Source organism: Nostocoides sp. (assembly GCF_037045025.1).
Lineage (GTDB): Bacteria > Actinomycetota > Actinomycetes > Actinomycetales > Dermatophilaceae > Nostocoides_A.
The window spans coordinates 418,411-434,239 of record NZ_JBAOHM010000016.1; the positions used below are offsets into that span (position 1 = coordinate 418,411).

Consider the following 15,829-nt stretch of genomic DNA (forward strand, 5'->3'; position numbering starts at 1 on the left):
CGAAGGAAGCTAGCCATGACCACGCAACGCCGAACCCTGATCGCGGCCGCTGCCGGCGGCCTGGCCCTGGGCCTGACCGGATGCAATTCCGGCTCTTCCACGCCGAGTTCGTCCACCCCCATGCCGAGCGCAACCGGGACGATCACCATCGGCGTGTCCACCGACGAGCCCGGGGTTTCGCTCAAGCAGGGCTCGGCATACAGCGGATTTGACATCAAGACGGCCGAATATGTTGCCGGCAAGCTCGGTCTGACCCCGCAGTGGGTCCCGGTCAACCAGCCCGACCGGATCACCGCCTTGGAGAGCGGCGAGGTCGAGATGGTGGTCGCCACCTTGTCCATCACCGATGAACGCAAGCAGAAGATCGACTTCGCCGGCCCCTACTTCGTCGCCCACCAGGACCTGCTCATCCGGCGCAACGACGAGCAGCTGCGCGGGCCGGAGTATCTCGACGGCAAGACGCTTTGCTCGGTCACGGGCACGACGTCGGCGGCCTACGTCAAGGCCAATTTCAAGGGCGATATCACCTTGCGGGAGGTGCCGACCTTCTCCGAGTGCGTGCGCAACCTCGCCGACAGCACGGTCGACGCGGTGACGACCGACGACCTGATCCTCGCCGGGTTCGCCGCGACCCCCGAATACAAGGGATTGCTCAAGGTGGTCGGCAAGGGGTTCACCGACGAGACCTATGGGATCGGCGTCAAGAAGGGCAACACCGAACTGGTCGGCAAGATCAACGCCGCGCTCAAGGAATACATCTCCTCGGGAGCCTGGAAGGACGCTCTGGACGAGACCGTCAAACCGTCCGGCTACAAGATCCCCGATCCACCGACGGTGGGCGGGTGAGCGACCCCGAGAGGCTGCGGGCGCTCCTGGAATCCCAGCTGCCGTTCAGCTCGGCGCCGGTCGAGGTGCGCGATCGGATCGTCGCCGCGGCCGAGATCACGGGGTATGCCGCCGGCGAACTCGTTCTGAACGCGTTCGTCACCCCCTCACGGGCCGTCTATGTCGTCCTCGCCGGGCAGGTGGGCTCCTGGTTGGACGCCCGGCGCCTGGACAGCCCGCCGGACGAAGTGTTCGGGCCAGGTGGGGTGTTCGGCTTCTCTGCCATGCTCACCGAGCGGTCGATCGGCCCGCGAGTCCACGCGCTCGGGCCGGCTGCGGTGGCCCGGATCCCGGCCGCCGAGGCGACCGCGGCCTTCGTCACCCCGGCCGGAGCGCGCTTCCTGGCGGAGCGAATGGCCGCCTATCCCGCCGCCGCCGCCAAGGCACCCGAGTACGCAACCGCGGGGGAACTCGCGGACACCGATCCCCTGGTCGTCGACCCGGGCTTGCCCGCGGCCGACATCGCCCGCCAGCTGAGCGCGACCGGGCAGCCGTGCGCCGTGGTCGACCTGGGCTCGGGACGTTATGCGCTCGTGACCGACGCCTCGCTCCGGCAGCGCATCCTCGTTGACGGGCTCCCGGGGAGCGCCCCCGCCCGCGAGGTGGTCGCCCCGCAGTCGCCGGTGTCCCGCGAGTCCGACTCGGGCGCCGAGGCGCTGATCCGGGTGTTGGAGAGCGACGCCGACGCCACCGTCGTGGTGGGCGCCGACGGGCAACTGACCGGCGTGGTCACGCTGCGTGAGTTCACGCTCTCGCCCGTGGCCGCCGACATGGCCCTGCACCAGCGGTTGCGCCGGGCACCGACGGTCGCGGATGTCGTCCCCCTGGCCAACCAGGCGCCGAAAACGCTTCGCCGGCTCCTCAAGCGCGGGCTGGCGTCCGGCAAGGTCATCGCCGTGCACTCGAGCCTCATCGACACGATGATCCGACGGATCATCGACCTGGAGTTCGCGGCCTCCCCCGAGCTGGCGCTGGATCGGTTCACCTGGCTGGCGTTGGGCAGCAACGGCCGCCGGGAGGCGGTGCCGTCCTCGGACATCGACTCGGCCGTGGCGTTCGCCGACGGCATGGGCGAGGAGGAGATGGACGCCTACCGGGCCGTGTTCACCCGAGTCGACCTGGATCTGGCCGCGGCTGGCCTGCGGGGCGACGCCCACGGAGTCAGCGGCCGGCACGAGTTGCTGTCCCGGACCAACGCCCAGTGGCGTGAAGCGGCTCGCGGCTGGCTGGTGGACCCGGTCGGCGACAAGGGCGCGATCATGACCTCCCTGCTCGTCGACGCCCGCCCGCTGGTCGGCTCGGTGACCACCGCCGCGGCCGACCTCGTGCTCAGCGATCTGCGGGAGCACCCGGGCACAATGCGCCTGCTGCTTGAGGATGCCCTGGCCCGGCGGGCGCGGCTGCGTTCGTTCCGGGAGACCGCGCCGTGGCGCTCGCCGGCCCGCTACAACATCAAGGGTGCGGCGCTGCTACCCCTGGTCAACCTCGCCCGGTGGGGCGCGCTGATGGTGCACAGCCCCGAACTCGGCACGATCGAGCGACTGCAGGCGGCCGGCGGCACCGCGTTCTTGCCTGCGGAGCAGGCGGCCTCGCTCGCGGAGGTGTTCGAGGTGCTACAGCGGCTGCGGCTGCGTTATCAGCTGATGCAACTGCGCGACGGGCAGCCCGCCTCGGATGAGTTGGTATTCGAGGCGATGTCGCCGATCGACCGGAGCATCGTCACCCAGGCTGTCCGCGAGATCGCCGCCGCGCAGAAGCGGTTGACGAACTTCGCGCTGTATGTCGACTCCAGCGAGTGGACGGCGCGCCCGCAGAAATGACGCCGCCCGCCAACGTCACGGCAGCACGGTGACGGTGACCCGCCGGTTCTTGGCCTGGCCCTCCTTGGTCGCGTTGTCGGCGATCGGGTCGTCCTCGCCGTGGCCGGCTGCGGTCACCGCGACTTCCTCGCCGAGGTCGTCGGCGAGCCGGGCACGCACGGCCTCGGCGCGCCGTTTGGACAGGCTCAGGTTGTATGCCGCATCGCCCACATTGTCGGTGTAGCCGTCGACTCGCAGCCGGGTGGCGCCGTTCTTGGTGAGCCGGGCGACGAGATCGTCGAGCACGGCGCCGGCCTTGGGCGTCAGGTCGGCCTTGTCGAAGGCGAACAGGACGTTGGCGTCCAGGCGGAACCGGGTGCCACCCTCGTCGATGAGCGAGCCGTCGAGATTGGCCTCGGTGAACACCAAGTCGTCCACCGCGCCGCTGATCTCCTCGACGGGGAAGACCTCCGGGACCGTCGTGATCGCCACGCTCGGCGGTCCGGAGCCGTCTGCCGCGACAGCCACCGCGCTGGAAGGGATCACGGTGAACGCGGTGGCGGCAAGGACCGCGGCAAAAGCGAGCAGTTGCCGCAGCCGGGTGGGCTGGGTCAGCCGGCACAGCCGCCACGCCTCGCGATAGCGCGCCCGGATCATGTGCGGGTCACGGGCACAGCGGTGAAGGTCCCGGCGTGCGGGATCGCGACATCGACCACGCTGACCTCGGCCGGTGGCGCCTGGAAGACGGCCTGCAGCGGGGTGCTCGCACCCGGCCCCACCGTGAGCCTGGCGGTGCCGCCGGTGCACACGCAATTGCCTTCCTTGTCGCGGGCCGGCAGGTAGCGACGGGCGCTGGCCTGGTCGAGGACATAGACACCGTCGGCCACACCGGCCGTTTCGGAGGAGAGCGGATCTGTCGGGCCGTGCTGGTAGGTGCCGGCCCAGAAGAAGTAGTTGACGTCCCAGTCGTCGCTGGAGTTGTTGCGGACCGACCAGGTGACGGTCATCAGCCTGCCGGAACTCTGGACGCTGTTGAGCTCGACGGCCAGCTGGGTCTTGCCGTCGCTCGCCTTGCGGGCGGCGATGACTGGCAGTTCGGCCGCCGTAGGCGCGGGTGTGGAGCTGCTGGGGGCGGCGGGCGCGCCGCTGCCGGCTGCGGCGCCGTTGCCGGAGGCTGAAGTGGTGGACACGCCCGAGGGGCTGTCGGCGGCATCCTCGCCGGAGGAACAGTCGCCCAGCAGGCCACCGGCAGCGAGAGCGCCGGCGGCCACGGCGATCACCCGCTTTCCCGCCGGTCGACACACCGCTCGTCCAGGTCTCGCGCCCATGTCGCCTCCCGTGCATCCCACACGTCCCGGTGGGCGCCCGCTGCAAGCCCACCACCTGACGAACCACGCTAGGGCAGCCGGCACCGGAGCGCATCCGGAGAGCCGGTCGCCTGTGGACAACCCCAAACCGAGCCTCCCTGATAACCCGACTATCCCAGCGCGGAAACCTTCAAAGGCCGGGCGCAATCACTTCCGACGATGCGCGCCCGGGGCGCGAGGTCGAGACGGTCGATCGTTCGGTTACCTCGCGTGCCGTCAGCTCGGGCGGGATCATCCGTCGCCAGAACTCGTTGGGCAGCTCGGTGAAAAAGTCTTCGAACCCATCCGGGGCGAGCGTGTCGCTCGGTCGGTCACGGCTCGATTCGACCGATCGCCTCGGTCGGGGCGCCCACCAGGTGCGTTGCCCTCCGGCTCCCCGACCGACAATGACCGGTGGGTCAACCAGCCGCGCGCCGCACTGCGCGAACTCGCCGCGGCCAACGAACTCGGGTTCAGCCGCTTCTTCGCCGCTGATCTCGGCAACGCCGTCCTGCTCACCTACGACGCGGACCAGCACGGCGCGCTCACCGACCTGAGCCGCTGCGTCTTCGGCCACGTCGTCGCCTATGTCAATGACCTGACGCTGCCACCCGCCGGGCAGGCCTGCGTCCAGGAGTACCCGGCGTTCCCGGCTCCGGAGGCGCGCCGGACACCGCCGCCGCAGTGGGGCCCCGGCTCGCCTGCGGTCCACCGCTGATGCGGCAGACGGCGGTGGACCGCGTCGTGACGCTCGTACCGGTCGACCCCACCGGCGCTTTGCTCGGCGCACTCGGCCCGGTGTCGGTCGAGGTGCCCTGGTGGCCGGAGATCCCACCGATCGCCGCCGCCGTCCACCATCGTTACGGGCTCTCGGTATGGGTGCTGCGGCTCCTTGCGGCTTGCCATCCACTGCATGGATGTCGCCGCGGAGTCGATGCGGCAACTGCGGACCTGGAACCTGTCGCAGGTGGTCGCTGCTCGTGCGGGTGGTCGGGCGGTCGTCGTCAAGGCGACGGCGCCATTCCTCGGCGACGAGCCACGTGCTGTCGACCTCCTCGGCCGGTTCGCGCCGGGGGTTGCCGTGCCCGTCCTGGCGCGCGACCCGACCCTGCGGATCATGGTGATGCCCGACCTGCCCGAGGATCACCACGGCGAGTCCGACCCGAAAGTGTTGGCAGAAATGGTCGACCGGTGGAGCGCCGCGCAGCTGGCCTGCGCACCAGGAGTGCAGGAGTTCCTTGCCATTGGACGAGATCTGCGCGCCGAGGCAGTCCTGGCGACCGCAGACCGGGTGGTCGCGGCCGTCTCGCCGAGCCTAAACGGTGCGGAGCGCCGGGCGCTGGACCAGGCACGAGCCTCGCTCGGCACCCGGCTCGACCGGCTCGCCAAGTGCGGCATCCCCGACTCGATCGTCCACGGCGACCTGCACCCGGGCAACTGGTTCGGCCCGCCGGGTGGGTTGCGGCGGACCGCCCTGCACCTGCTCGAACCGGTGCGCCTCTGGCTCGCGGCCGACCTCTTCGGCGGCTTCCTCCGGCAGATCGAGCCCAGCGAGGCCCCTTATCACGCCGCCGACCCACCGGCGCTGGCCCAGGCGCTCATCAGACACGCCAACTGACCGAAACTCGACAGCGGCTCGAGGAGCGACGTCGCCCGTCAGATCACATCAACGACGTACAGCCCGAAATCACCGCCTCAGCTGAAAGCCTCTGAATGCCGATGAGGCTGTGTACGCAAGACAGGCGGTGTCTGCCGGGACGCGGTTAGCGCACCTGGCCGGCGATGCGCGCCGGATGTGAGGCGGATCCAGGCTCAGGCGATATTGCCCGCCTCGGCGCCAATCGTCGTTGGGTCGCCGTGTCCGGTGAGTACGACCGTCTCGGGCGGCAGGCTCATCAGTCGCTCGGTGATCGAGGCGATGATCGTCGGGTGGTCGCTGAACGAGCGGCCGGTCGCCCCCGGGCCACCGTTGAACAGTGTGTCTCCGGAGAAGAGCAGGCCGAGCGAAGCGGCATACAGACAAACCGCGCCGGGCGCATGCCCGGGCGTATGCCGCACCTCCAGGTCGACGTCGCCGATCGTCAGGTGCTGGCCGTCGGCGAGCGGCTCGTCGGGCGGGGTGTCGGGGAAGGTCTGCTCCCAGAGCACCTGGTCTGCCGGGTGCAGCGCGATCGGCGCCCCGAACCGCCGGTGCACCTCCTGGGCGGCGTTGATGTGGTCGTTGTGGGCGTGGGTGCTGATGATCCGGGTCAGCGTGCGCCCACCGATCGCGTCGATGATCGCCGGACCGTCGTGGGCGGCATCGATCACCACGCACTCGCTGTCGTCGCCGAGGATCCAGACGTTGTTGTCGACATCCCATTCGCCCCCGTCGAGACGGAAGAGCCCCGAGGTGATCAGGCGCTCGACCCGGACCCCGGCCGGGCTGGTGGCGACGACCTCGATGCTCACAGCTCCACCACCGAGCGCAGCACCTCACCGTGGTGCATCTTGGTAAAGGCCGACTCGATATCGCCGAGGCCGATGCGCTCGGAGACGAAGGCATCGAGCGGGAAACGGCCCTGCTGATAGAGCGCGACGAGCGTGGGGAAGTCGCGGGTGGGGAGGCAATCGCCATACCAACTGCTCTTGAGCGACCCGCCGCGGCCAAAGATCTCGATGAGCGGCAACTCCAGTGTCAAGTCCGGCGTCGGGACGCCGACGAGCACGACGGTGCCGGCGAGATCACGGGCGAAGAAGGCCTGCTGATAGGTCTCCGGGCGGCCGACCGCCTCGACGACGACGTCCGCGCCATACGACCCGGTCAGCTCGCGGATCTTCTCGACCGCGTTCTCGGTTTTGGAGTTGACCGTGTGCGTGGCGCCGAACTCCTTGGCCCACTGCAGTTTCCGCTCGTCCACGTCGACCGCGATGATCGTCGTCGCGCCGACCACCTTGGCGCCGGCGATCGCCGCATTGCCGACGCCGCCGCAGCCGATGACGGCGATCGAGTCGCCCAGCTTCACCCCGCCGGTGTTCACCGCCGCACCGAAGCCCGCCATCACGCCGCACCCCAGCAGCCCCACGACGGCCGGGTCCGACGTCGCGACCTTGGTGCACTGGCCGGCGGCGACGAGGGTCTTCTCGGCGAACGCGCCGATGCCGAGGGCCGGCGAGAGCGCGGTGCCGTCGGTCAGGCTCATCTTCTGGGACGCGTTGTGAGTGTTGAAGCAGTACTGCGGCTTGCCCTTGTGGCAGGCGCGGCATTCGCCGCAGACGGCCCGCCAGTTGAGGATGACGAAGTCGCCCGCCGCGACGTCGGTGACTGCCTCGCCGACCGCCTCGACGATCCCGGCGGCCTCGTGGCCGAGCAGGAACGGGAAGTCGTCGTTGATGCCACCCTCGCGATAGTGCAGGTCGGTGTGGCACACCCCGCACGCCTGGACCCGGACGACCGCCTCGCCTGGGCCGGGATCGGGGATGATGATGTCGACGACCTCGACCGGCGCGCCCTTGGCGCGGGCGATGACACCCTTGACCGTCTGCGGCATGTGCGACTCCTTCGTATGCTGCCTGGCTGAGCGAGACTGAACGCTGCGGAACATGGCAACTCTCGCCGTGCAACCTGCTCGGCGCAAGGCCCCGCCCGCGAACGCGTGCGCCACCTGGAACCCACGAACGCCGGCCCGAGCGCATCCAGTAATGGGATTCGGTTCACGCCAACGAGATTGGCGTTTCCGGAAACCTCATTATCGCGCGTCTGCGGAGGTAGCCTGTCCCCGCGCGGCCGCGCCATGGTGGCCGCGGGGGGCAGGGTCGTGGGTGCCTCCCGCCTGCCGCGTCCTGGAGGAGGGGCCCCGAGTGACACCGCTGTCCTACCCACGCCACCTGGTGCGACGATGCGTCGCCACGCTGGCCGTCGTCACGATCAGCCTGCTCGGCTTAGGAGCCGCACCCGCTGGAGCGGCCGCGGTTGTCGCCACCGTCACCCCCGACCGGGCGAGCGCGGTGATCAACTCGGTTGACGGCATCACGGTCAGCTTCACCAATGTCGAGGCCCGGATGACGCAAGTCGTCGTCACCCTCTCGCCGATGACCGCCGACGAGTGCCTGCGCCTTGCCTGGGCCCCGATCAGCAACCCCGGAGTCCGCCTGGCCGACATCGGCCACGACGATGCCACCCGCACTTGCGAGGCCGCGTTCGACTTCGACCCGATCGCTCCCGGTGGGACCCTGCGATTCCACTGGGACACGGTCATGCCGGGGACGGCCGGCCAATTGTCCATCCGCGCCTCCTCCTACACCTATCGCTCGCCGGTCGCGACCATCACCGTGACCGACGCCCTGCGCGCCCGCCTGTCCGGACCCGACTATGTCCTCAAGCCGGGCGAGGCCTTCCCGCTGACGGCCACGATCATCGACGCCACCGATGCGGCTGGCACATTGGACCGGATCCGGGTCAACCTTCCCGCCGGCTTCGATTACATCGCCGGGTCGACCTCCGGCATCACCTCGAATGACCCGGCCGCGGCGCCCTGGAACTCGACCGGTACCGCCTTGACCTGGGACGGCCCGTTCCCGATCGCCGCCAACAGCAGTGTGACCCTCTCGTTCTCGGTGCGCGCCACGACGACCATCCCGTCGGTCTCGCCGCTGCAGGTGATCGCAACCGGCGCCGACTGGCCGCAGGCACGTGGCGACTACTCCGCCTTCGTCGACGAGCAAGCAGTCACCCTGCGCGCCACGTCCGACCACGCGCTCGTCGTTCCCGGAGCCCAGACCGGCTGGACGGTCCTTGCCGACAACAACCGGCGCTACGGCTCGCCGGTGGCGACGGTCTCGGTGACCCTGCCGGCCGACTTCACCTACCGGCCCGGATCGACCACCGGCAAAACCACGGCAGACCCGTCGATCAACGGCCGGGTCGCCACGTGGAGCGGACCGTTCACCATCCCCGGCGAGACCACCGCCGAACCGGTCCTGCACTTCGAGACAACCGCCGGAAGCCCGGGCGCCTATTCCGTGGACGTCACAGGAACCGACCCCCGCACGGATGTCACCGGCACCGCCAACATCGCTCCGGTCACGGTCGTTGCCTCAGGCGGTGTCTCGGCTGGAGGCCCGTATGGCGTTTATGAGGGCGTCGCCATGCCGATCGACGGCTCCCCGCTGGCCGTCGGTGACCAGTTCGCGCGGTGGGCCTGGCGGGTCACGCCGAATGGCCCGGTGGATGCTGGCACCCAGTGCACGATCGCCGATCCCAATGCTCGGGCCACATCGGTGACGTGCACGGATGACGGGAACTTCCTGCTCACCCTCACCGCGACGAGACCCAACGGCCAGACGGCCACGGCGACTGCTCAGCTCTATGTCGAGAACGCCAAGGCCGCGGTCACCCTCAAATCACCGGCGAGCGGAACCACCGTGCCCCTCGGCAGCCCGGTCACCGTGACGGTCGGAATCACCGATCTGGGCTCGAATGACGACCTGATCGGCGAGGCCAAGTGGTGCGACGGCTTCCGCCAGTCGGGCCCGGTCGTCGACGGCACGTACGCCACCACGCACGCGGTCAAAGTTGCCGGCCCGTGCTCGGTGATCGTCGTCGGCAAGGACGGCGACGGCGGCAAGCGGAGCACCTCGTTGACCCTCAACGTCCAGGCCGGATCGAGCGTCTCGATGGCCGGCTCCGGAGCGGTCGCCTACAGCGGGAAGACGACCAGCTTCACGGTCTCGGCCACCAAGTCCGGGACGACCCTAAGTGGCTCGCTGTCGGTCCGGACCCCCGGGGGTGTGACCGTGGCCTCCTCGACGGTCGGCTCGTTCTCCCGGAGCGGGTCGACGATCACCTGGGGTGGGCCGGGCGACCTGGGGTGGCGCCAGCGGCTATCGCTACACGGTCATCGGCACCGACAACGCCGCCGCCGGCCTGCCGGACAAGATCACGATCAAGGTGGTCAACTCCGCCGGAACGCGGGTGTTCTACACCACCGGCCCGTTGACCAGCGGAGACCTGAAGCTCACCGCCAGTTGACCAGCCACGCCTGACCAGCCACGCCGGTGACTCGAGCGAGGCTGACTGAAGGACAACCAAAACCATTTGGGGCCGCCCAGCAGGGCGGCCCCAAAGACTATGCCAGAGAAGGAGGCTGCGGCTCAGATCGGCTCGGAGTCGCCGTTGTCGCAGTGGTCCTCGTTGACGCCACCCCAGTTGCCGTGGACGTCACAGTCCTTGCCGTGGTTGGGCTGGGGGTCCGGCCGGCAGGGCTGGCCCGAGTTGCCGTGCGTGCAGCCGTCCTCCTGGTTGGAGTGGGAGTTGCCCGGGTCGGCGAACGCGGTCGTCGCGGTCACCCCGACGGACCCGAAGGCAAGGGCTGCTGCGGCGGCAAGGCGCACAATGCGGCGATTCATCAACTACCCCGATCTGCGCCGTCACGCCGCCTCACCTGCTGTGAGACCCCGATTCGCGACTATTGCGCAGATCAATGCTAGCGGAATTCTTACCCTTTCTTGACCATATCCTCCGGATTTACAGGGTAAAATTCGGGACCTCCTAGTTGGATCGGTCAAAGGCCTGTGCCACAACGGCTGCCGTCGCGATCGCCGCCAGACCCTCCTCCCGACCACACAATCCCAGCCCGTCGGTCGTCGTCCCACTCACCGCCACGGGAGCACCGACAGCCGCCGCCATGGCGGCCTCTGCGTCGTGGCGACGCGCGCCGACCTTCGGGCGATTGCCGATCACCTGAATGGCGACATTGCCCACCTCGAAACCGGCGGCGCGGACCAAGCGGGCGGCCTCGGCGAGCAGGACCAGCCCGCGAGCCCCGGCATACTCCGGACGTGCGGAGCCGAAGTGCGCGCCCAGGTCGCCGATCCCGGCGGCCGAGAACAGCGCGTCGCAGGCGGCGTGGCAGGCGACATCGGCGTCGGAGTGGCCCTCCAGGCCGCGCTCTCCCGGCCAGTGCAGGCCGGCCACCCACAGTTGCCGGTCGCTGCCCTCGCGGGCAAAAGCATGGACGTCGACACCGATACCGACGCGAGGAAGTGCGCTCACCCGGCCATTGTGGCCGAGTCACGTGCCCGGCCGGAGTCGGCCCCAACCCCGAGGTCGTACGTTCGGGGTGAGGTCGCACGCGTGCGCATCAGACCTCACCCAAAAGTGCAGACCTCAGCGATGCCCGAGCCAGGTCGTCCCGGGTCGTGATTTTCAGGGCATCTTCCTCGCCCGGCACGACGAGCACCGGTATGCCGCAGGCCTCGGCGAGGGCGGCGTCGTCGGTCGCCTGCAGCCCGCTGGCGTGGGCACGGGTGAGCACGGCACGGGTGAAGCCCTGCGGCGTCTGAATCGCCCGTAGCAGCGCGCGGTCGGGGGTGTCGCGCACGTAGCCGTCGGCGTCGACCACCTTGACCGTGTCGGTCAGGGGGAGCCCCGGCACGACCGCCTCCGCGCCGGCGTCGAGGGCGGCAATCACCCGCTCGAAAAGAGCGACCGGAGCCAACGCGCGGGCAGCGTCGTGGACCAGAACGAGGTCGACATCGCTTCCTAGCGCCGCCAGTCCAGCGGCCACCGAGTCGGTCCGTTCCGCCCCGCCGGCGACGACGAGGACCTGTGGCCCCGTCGAGGACCTTCTGCTAGCAGAACTTCCTCGACGGGGCGCAGCTAGCACGGTGTGCTGCACCCGCTCGACGTAGGCCGCTGGGACGACCACGACAACCCGGACCACGCCGGGGACGGCGAGGACACGGCATACGGCGTGATCGAGCAGGGAGCGGCCGGCGAGTTCGACGAACGCCTTGGGGACCGCTGCCCCAAGGCGCGTGCCGGAACCGGCCGCAACGACGACGACGCCGACGCTGCGCGGGGCAGCGTCGGCGTCGCTCACGTGGGTGGTGGGACCGGCAGGACCGGGATCAGGACGCGAGAACCTCATCGAGAATGGACTCGGCCTTAACCTCGTCGGTCTTCTCGGCGAGGGCCAGCTCGGAGACGAGGATCTGGCGGGCCTTGGACAGCATCCGCTTCTCGCCCGCGGACAGTCCGCGGTCCTTGTCCCGGCGCCACAGGTCGCGCACGACCTCGGCCACCTTGATCACATCGCCGGAGGCGAGCTTCTCGAGGTTGGCCTTGTAGCGACGCGACCAGTTGGTCGGCTCCTCGGTGTGCGGGGCGCGCAAGACCTCGAAGACGCGGTCGAGGCCCTCTTGCCCGACGACATCGCGGACTCCGACCAGATCGCAGTTCTCGGCCGGCACCTCGATCGTCAGATCCCCTTGGGCCACCTTGAGTTTCAGATAGAGCTTCTCTTCTCCCTTGATAACTCGAGTCTTGATCTCCTCGATCAATGCGGCCCCGTGGTGGGGGTACACGACCGTCTCGCCGACCTTGAAAACCATATGTTGTTAGCCCCTTTCGCGGCGTCAAGGATAACACGGCACGGCCACGGACTTGGAATGTCAAAAATCCGCATACCCCCAGGCCAGGGACACCCGCGAGGCGCCCCCGACGGGGGCCGCCGCCGCACGATCCGGAGCCGCTAGGCTGACCCTCGTGATGGCGCACCGAAACTCCCACCGCACCCCTCGCCACCTGGCGCGTCTGCTCCCGGCCGCCGTGGCTGCCGGCGTGCTGCTCTCGGGCTGTCAAATCGTCTCTCCTCGCCAGACCGACGTGATGTATGACGCGGGCGACGGCGTCTCCATCGACGTCGGTGACCTGCAGGTCCGCAACCTCGTGGTGGTCGGTTCGACGAAGGACGGTCCCGGCGTCATCAGCGCGGCCGTGGGCAACCTCGGCGACAAGCAGGCCAAACTGTCCTTCGCCGCCGGTGACGGCGGTGCCCCCGCCGAGGTGACCATCCCCGCGCGCGGGACCGCCAACCTGTCGACGGACGGGGCCAAGGTCACCCTCGACAAGGTCCCGGGGCAACCCGGCGACATGGTCGTGCTCCAGGTCGGCGGCGGCGACGGCACCTCGCCCATCAGCGTCCCGATCGTCCCGGCCGCCGGCTACTACCAGGACTTCGCCGCCTCCTGACCCAGGGGGTGCCCGCCGGGCCTTCCCGCAACTACTCCTCGAACTTGTAGCCCAGTCCGCGCACGGTCAGGATGTGCACCGGCTCCTTGGGGGTGTGCTCGATCTTCTTGCGCAGCCGCTTGATGTGGACATCCAGGGTCTTGGTGTCGCCGACATAGTCACTGCCCCAGATGCGGTCGATGAGCTGACCGCGGGTCAGGACCCGGCCGGCATTGCGCACGAGGAATTCCAGCAGCTCAAACTCCTTGAGCGGCAACGGTACCGGTGTCCCACGCACCGTGACGACGTGCCGCTCGACGTCGATCTCGACCGGCCCGGCTGCGACCGTCGCGGCGACGAGCTCCTCGGGGTCGCCGCCGCGGCGCAGCACCGCCTTGATCCGGGCAAGCAACTCCCGGGAGGAATAGGGCTTGGTGACATAGTCGTCGGCACCGAGTTCCAACCCGACGACCTTGTCGATTTCGCCATCCTTGGCGGTGAGCATGATGACGGGCACGTTGGACTTGCCGCGCAGCGAGCGGCATACGTCGATGCCGCTCATCCCGGGCAGCATGACGTCGAGAAGGACGAGGTCGGCGCCGCTGCGATCAAAAGCGGTCAGCCCGTCGGGACCGGTCTCGGCGACGGTGACCTGGTATCCCTCCTTCCGCAACACATAGGTGAGCGGCTCGGAATACGAGGGCTCATCCTCAACGAGGAGAATGCGCGGGGCGCTCATGCAGCGGTTCCTTCCGGGTGGGTGGTGCGATGTGACTCGGTGAGCGAGGCATCGGTCAGGAGCGGCAGCCGGATCGTAAAGGTCGAGCCGTGCCCCTCTTGGCTCCAGACCGAGACCTCCCCGCCGTGGTTGGCGCAGATGTGCTTGACGATAGCCAAGCCGAGCCCGGTGCCCCCCGTCGAGCGGGAGCGGGCGGCGTCCCCGCGATAGAAGCGTTCGAAGATCCGCTCCTGCTCGCCGGCCGGTATGCCGCGGCCACGGTCGGTCACCGTGATGGTCGCCAGCCCGTCGGCTGCCCGGGCCCCGACGCCGACCTCGGTGCCCTCGGGGGAGTAGGCGATCGCGTTACCGACGAGATTCCGCACGGCGGTGACGAGCAACCCGAAGTCGCCATGCACGGCCAGATCCGGCTCGCACCGGTCGGTGATCGTGATGTTCTTTGCCGCCGCCTCGATCTGGCTGACGTCGATCGCTTCCTTGACGACCTCGGCCACCCGGGCCGGCTTGGCGCCGGCGAGGATATCCTGGCTCTGCAGCTGGGAGAGGTCGACGATCTCCTTGATCAGCCGGCTGAGCCGAGCCGATTCCAGTTGCATCCGGTGGGCGAACCGTTCGGTAGCTTCAGGGTCGCCCTGGGCGTCGATGATCGCCTCGGCGAGCAGCGACAACCCGCCCACCGGCGTCTTCAGCTCGTGCGAGACGTTGACGACGAAGTCCCGGCGCACCTCCTCGACTCGACGGGCCTGGGTGCGGTCGTCGATCAGGAGCAGCACGTGCGCATCAAGGATCGGCGCGGCCCGGATATGGACGAACACCGGCGGCAGGCCGATCCGGGTGCGCGGCAGCTCGAGGTCGAGTTCGCGGATGACACCGTCGCGGCGCACGGCGCGACTCACCTCGAGCAACTCCGAGTGGGTCAGCCGGTTGCCGCTGACGAAGCCGTCCACGACGGCGGTCGGAGAATTGTTGACGACCCGCTCGGTGGAGTCGAGGACGATCGCGCTGGACGACAACACGGACAAGATCGCCGAGGCACCGTCGGGGATGGGCGGCGGCGTGAGCGGGGTGCGCATCCGCTGTTGGTCACGCTCGGACAACCGCAGGCTCACGACGGACATCGCCCCCAGCACGATCCCCACGAGTCCGCCGAGGATCGCGGCAGTCGTCGCATCCACACGCGACAGCGTATGCGCCAGGGCCGGTACGGCGTTGCGTGCGCGCGGAGCGGCGGGCGGATTCCGGTAACGTGCGGTCGTTGTTCACTTCTCGTCCCGGAGGCGTTAACCCGCGCGTGTCACTCTCCACCCGTCACTGGCCGGACGGCTGCCGCCGAGTCGGCTTGCCGCTGCCTTGCCGTTAGGACGTCATGCGCACCGCCTTCCATGAGGACCTCGACCGAATCACCGACGCGCTCGTCGAGATGACCCGGCTCGCCGGCTCGGCCATCGCTCGCGCGACCACCGCCTTGCTGGATGGCGATGTCCATCTCGCCGACGGCGTCATCGCCGCCGACCTGGACATCGACGCCGCGCGCGAGAACCTCGACATCCAGGCAATCGACTTGCTCGCCCGGCAAAACCCGGTCGCGACCGACCTGCGGGTCGTCGTGACCGCCATGCGGATGAGTTCCGACCTGGAGCGCATGGGTGACCTCGCCCGGCATGTCGCCAAGGTGGCGCGGCTGCGCTACCCCGACGTCGCGGTGCCGGCCGAGCTGCGCGCGATCATCGTCCAGATGGGCCAGGTCGCTGAGCGGATCGTCGCCAAGACCGGCTCGGTCATTGCCTCCCGCGACGTCAACGAGGCGCGCACCCTGGAGCGGGAGGACGACGCGATGGACGAGCTGCATCGTCAGCTGTTCGCCCACATGGTCGACGGCCGGTGGGAGCACGGCACGCAGGCGGCGGTGGACCTGACCCTCGTCGGGCGCTATTACGAGCGCTTCGCCGACCACGCGGTCTCGGTCGCTCGGCGGGTGACCTATCTGGTCACCGGCGAGTGGGACGACCTGGAAGACCACGAGGAGCAGGAAGACCGCCTGGCGGCCGCCTCGCCCACCGCCTAAGGC

Annotated in this window: 17 protein-coding genes; 7 read left to right on the plus strand and 10 right to left on the minus strand. The window is 69.3% G+C overall.

The features are described 5' to 3' along the window. Positions 1–15 precede the first annotated feature (15 nt). Positions 16–846 (plus strand): glutamate ABC transporter substrate-binding protein, encoded by an 831-nt coding sequence (locus V9G19_RS24580; protein WP_462288014.1) that lies wholly within the window; start codon positions 16–18, stop codon positions 844–846. Next, positions 843–2,705, plus strand: coding sequence for a putative nucleotidyltransferase substrate binding domain-containing protein (locus V9G19_RS24585; RefSeq protein ID WP_462288015.1), 1,863 nt, complete (start codon positions 843–845; stop codon positions 2,703–2,705). The genes V9G19_RS24580 and V9G19_RS24585 overlap by 4 nt, the downstream gene beginning before the upstream one ends. Positions 2,706–2,720: 15 nt before the next feature. Here the strand turns inward: V9G19_RS24585 and V9G19_RS24590 are convergent, their stop codons facing one another. Both V9G19_RS24590 and V9G19_RS24595 read right to left on the minus strand, forming a co-directional pair. Then, entirely contained in the window at positions 2,721–3,341 is a 621-nt protein-coding gene (locus tag V9G19_RS24590; protein ID WP_462288016.1) for an OmpA family protein, read from the minus strand. Beyond that, complete coding sequence (locus V9G19_RS24595) at positions 3,338–3,964, minus strand: hypothetical protein (protein ID WP_462288017.1); 627 nt, start codon at positions 3,962–3,964, stop codon at positions 3,338–3,340. The genes V9G19_RS24590 and V9G19_RS24595 overlap by 4 nt, the downstream gene beginning before the upstream one ends. A 448-nt stretch (positions 3,965–4,412) precedes the next feature. Here V9G19_RS24595 and V9G19_RS24600 point away from each other — a divergent pair, with 448 nt between their 5' ends. Both V9G19_RS24600 and V9G19_RS24605 read left to right on the plus strand, forming a co-directional pair. After that, a complete protein-coding gene (locus V9G19_RS24600; protein ID WP_462288018.1) occupies positions 4,413–4,748 on the plus strand; it encodes an alpha/beta hydrolase in 336 nt (111 codons plus the stop codon). 195 nt (positions 4,749–4,943) lie between these two features. Then, a complete protein-coding gene (locus V9G19_RS24605) occupies positions 4,944–5,648 on the plus strand; it encodes a hypothetical protein (protein WP_462288019.1) in 705 nt (234 codons plus the stop codon). 194 nt (positions 5,649–5,842) lie between these two features. Here V9G19_RS24605 and V9G19_RS24610 read toward each other — a convergent pair whose 3' ends face one another. Next, entirely contained in the window at positions 5,843–6,481 is a 639-nt protein-coding gene (locus tag V9G19_RS24610) for an MBL fold metallo-hydrolase (protein ID WP_462288020.1), read from the minus strand. Next, the gene (locus V9G19_RS24615; protein WP_462288021.1) at positions 6,478–7,560 is read right to left on the minus strand and encodes an S-(hydroxymethyl)mycothiol dehydrogenase; all 1,083 of its coding nucleotides are present in this window, start codon (positions 7,558–7,560) and stop codon (positions 6,478–6,480) included. Before V9G19_RS24615 ends, V9G19_RS24610 begins: the two co-directional genes overlap by 4 nt. A 310-nt stretch (positions 7,561–7,870) precedes the next feature. Between V9G19_RS24615 and V9G19_RS24620 the strand changes: the two genes are divergently transcribed. After that, positions 7,871–10,054 (plus strand): hypothetical protein, encoded by a 2,184-nt coding sequence (locus V9G19_RS24620; RefSeq protein WP_462288022.1) that lies wholly within the window; start codon positions 7,871–7,873, stop codon positions 10,052–10,054. A 108-nt stretch (positions 10,055–10,162) separates the two neighbouring features. On the opposite strand, the gene V9G19_RS24625 is transcribed toward V9G19_RS24620, so the two are convergent. The 4 genes from V9G19_RS24625 to V9G19_RS24640 form a co-directional block, all read right to left on the minus strand. Next, positions 10,163–10,417: a hypothetical protein gene (locus V9G19_RS24625; RefSeq protein WP_462288023.1), complete on the minus strand. Its 255-nt coding sequence runs from the start codon at positions 10,415–10,417 to the stop codon at positions 10,163–10,165. A gap of 142 nt (positions 10,418–10,559) precedes the next feature. Beyond that, positions 10,560–11,063 (minus strand): 2-C-methyl-D-erythritol 2,4-cyclodiphosphate synthase, encoded by a 504-nt coding sequence (gene ispF / locus V9G19_RS24630; protein ID WP_462288024.1) that lies wholly within the window; start codon positions 11,061–11,063, stop codon positions 10,560–10,562. Between the two features lie 88 nt (positions 11,064–11,151). Further along, the gene (gene ispD / locus V9G19_RS24635) at positions 11,152–11,892 is read right to left on the minus strand and encodes a 2-C-methyl-D-erythritol 4-phosphate cytidylyltransferase (RefSeq protein WP_462288025.1); all 741 of its coding nucleotides are present in this window, start codon (positions 11,890–11,892) and stop codon (positions 11,152–11,154) included. Between the two features lie 28 nt (positions 11,893–11,920). After that, a complete protein-coding gene (locus V9G19_RS24640; RefSeq protein WP_462288026.1) occupies positions 11,921–12,403 on the minus strand; it encodes a CarD family transcriptional regulator in 483 nt (160 codons plus the stop codon). Positions 12,404–12,557: 154 nt separating this feature from the next. Between V9G19_RS24640 and V9G19_RS24645 the strand changes: the two genes are divergently transcribed. Further along, positions 12,558–13,043: a hypothetical protein gene (locus V9G19_RS24645; protein ID WP_462288027.1), complete on the plus strand. Its 486-nt coding sequence runs from the start codon at positions 12,558–12,560 to the stop codon at positions 13,041–13,043. A 31-nt stretch (positions 13,044–13,074) separates the two neighbouring features. Here the strand turns inward: V9G19_RS24645 and V9G19_RS24650 are convergent, their stop codons facing one another. Both V9G19_RS24650 and V9G19_RS24655 read right to left on the minus strand, forming a co-directional pair. Then, positions 13,075–13,761: a winged helix-turn-helix domain-containing protein gene (locus V9G19_RS24650; protein WP_462288028.1), complete on the minus strand. Its 687-nt coding sequence runs from the start codon at positions 13,759–13,761 to the stop codon at positions 13,075–13,077. Beyond that, entirely contained in the window at positions 13,758–14,936 is a 1,179-nt protein-coding gene (locus V9G19_RS24655; RefSeq protein ID WP_462288029.1) for a sensor histidine kinase, read from the minus strand. The genes V9G19_RS24650 and V9G19_RS24655 overlap by 4 nt, the downstream gene beginning before the upstream one ends. Before the next feature lie 191 nt (positions 14,937–15,127). Between V9G19_RS24655 and phoU the strand changes: the two genes are divergently transcribed. Continuing rightward, the gene (gene phoU, locus V9G19_RS24660; RefSeq protein ID WP_462288030.1) at positions 15,128–15,826 is read left to right on the plus strand and encodes a phosphate signaling complex protein PhoU; all 699 of its coding nucleotides are present in this window, start codon (positions 15,128–15,130) and stop codon (positions 15,824–15,826) included. Positions 15,827–15,829 lie beyond the last annotated feature (3 nt).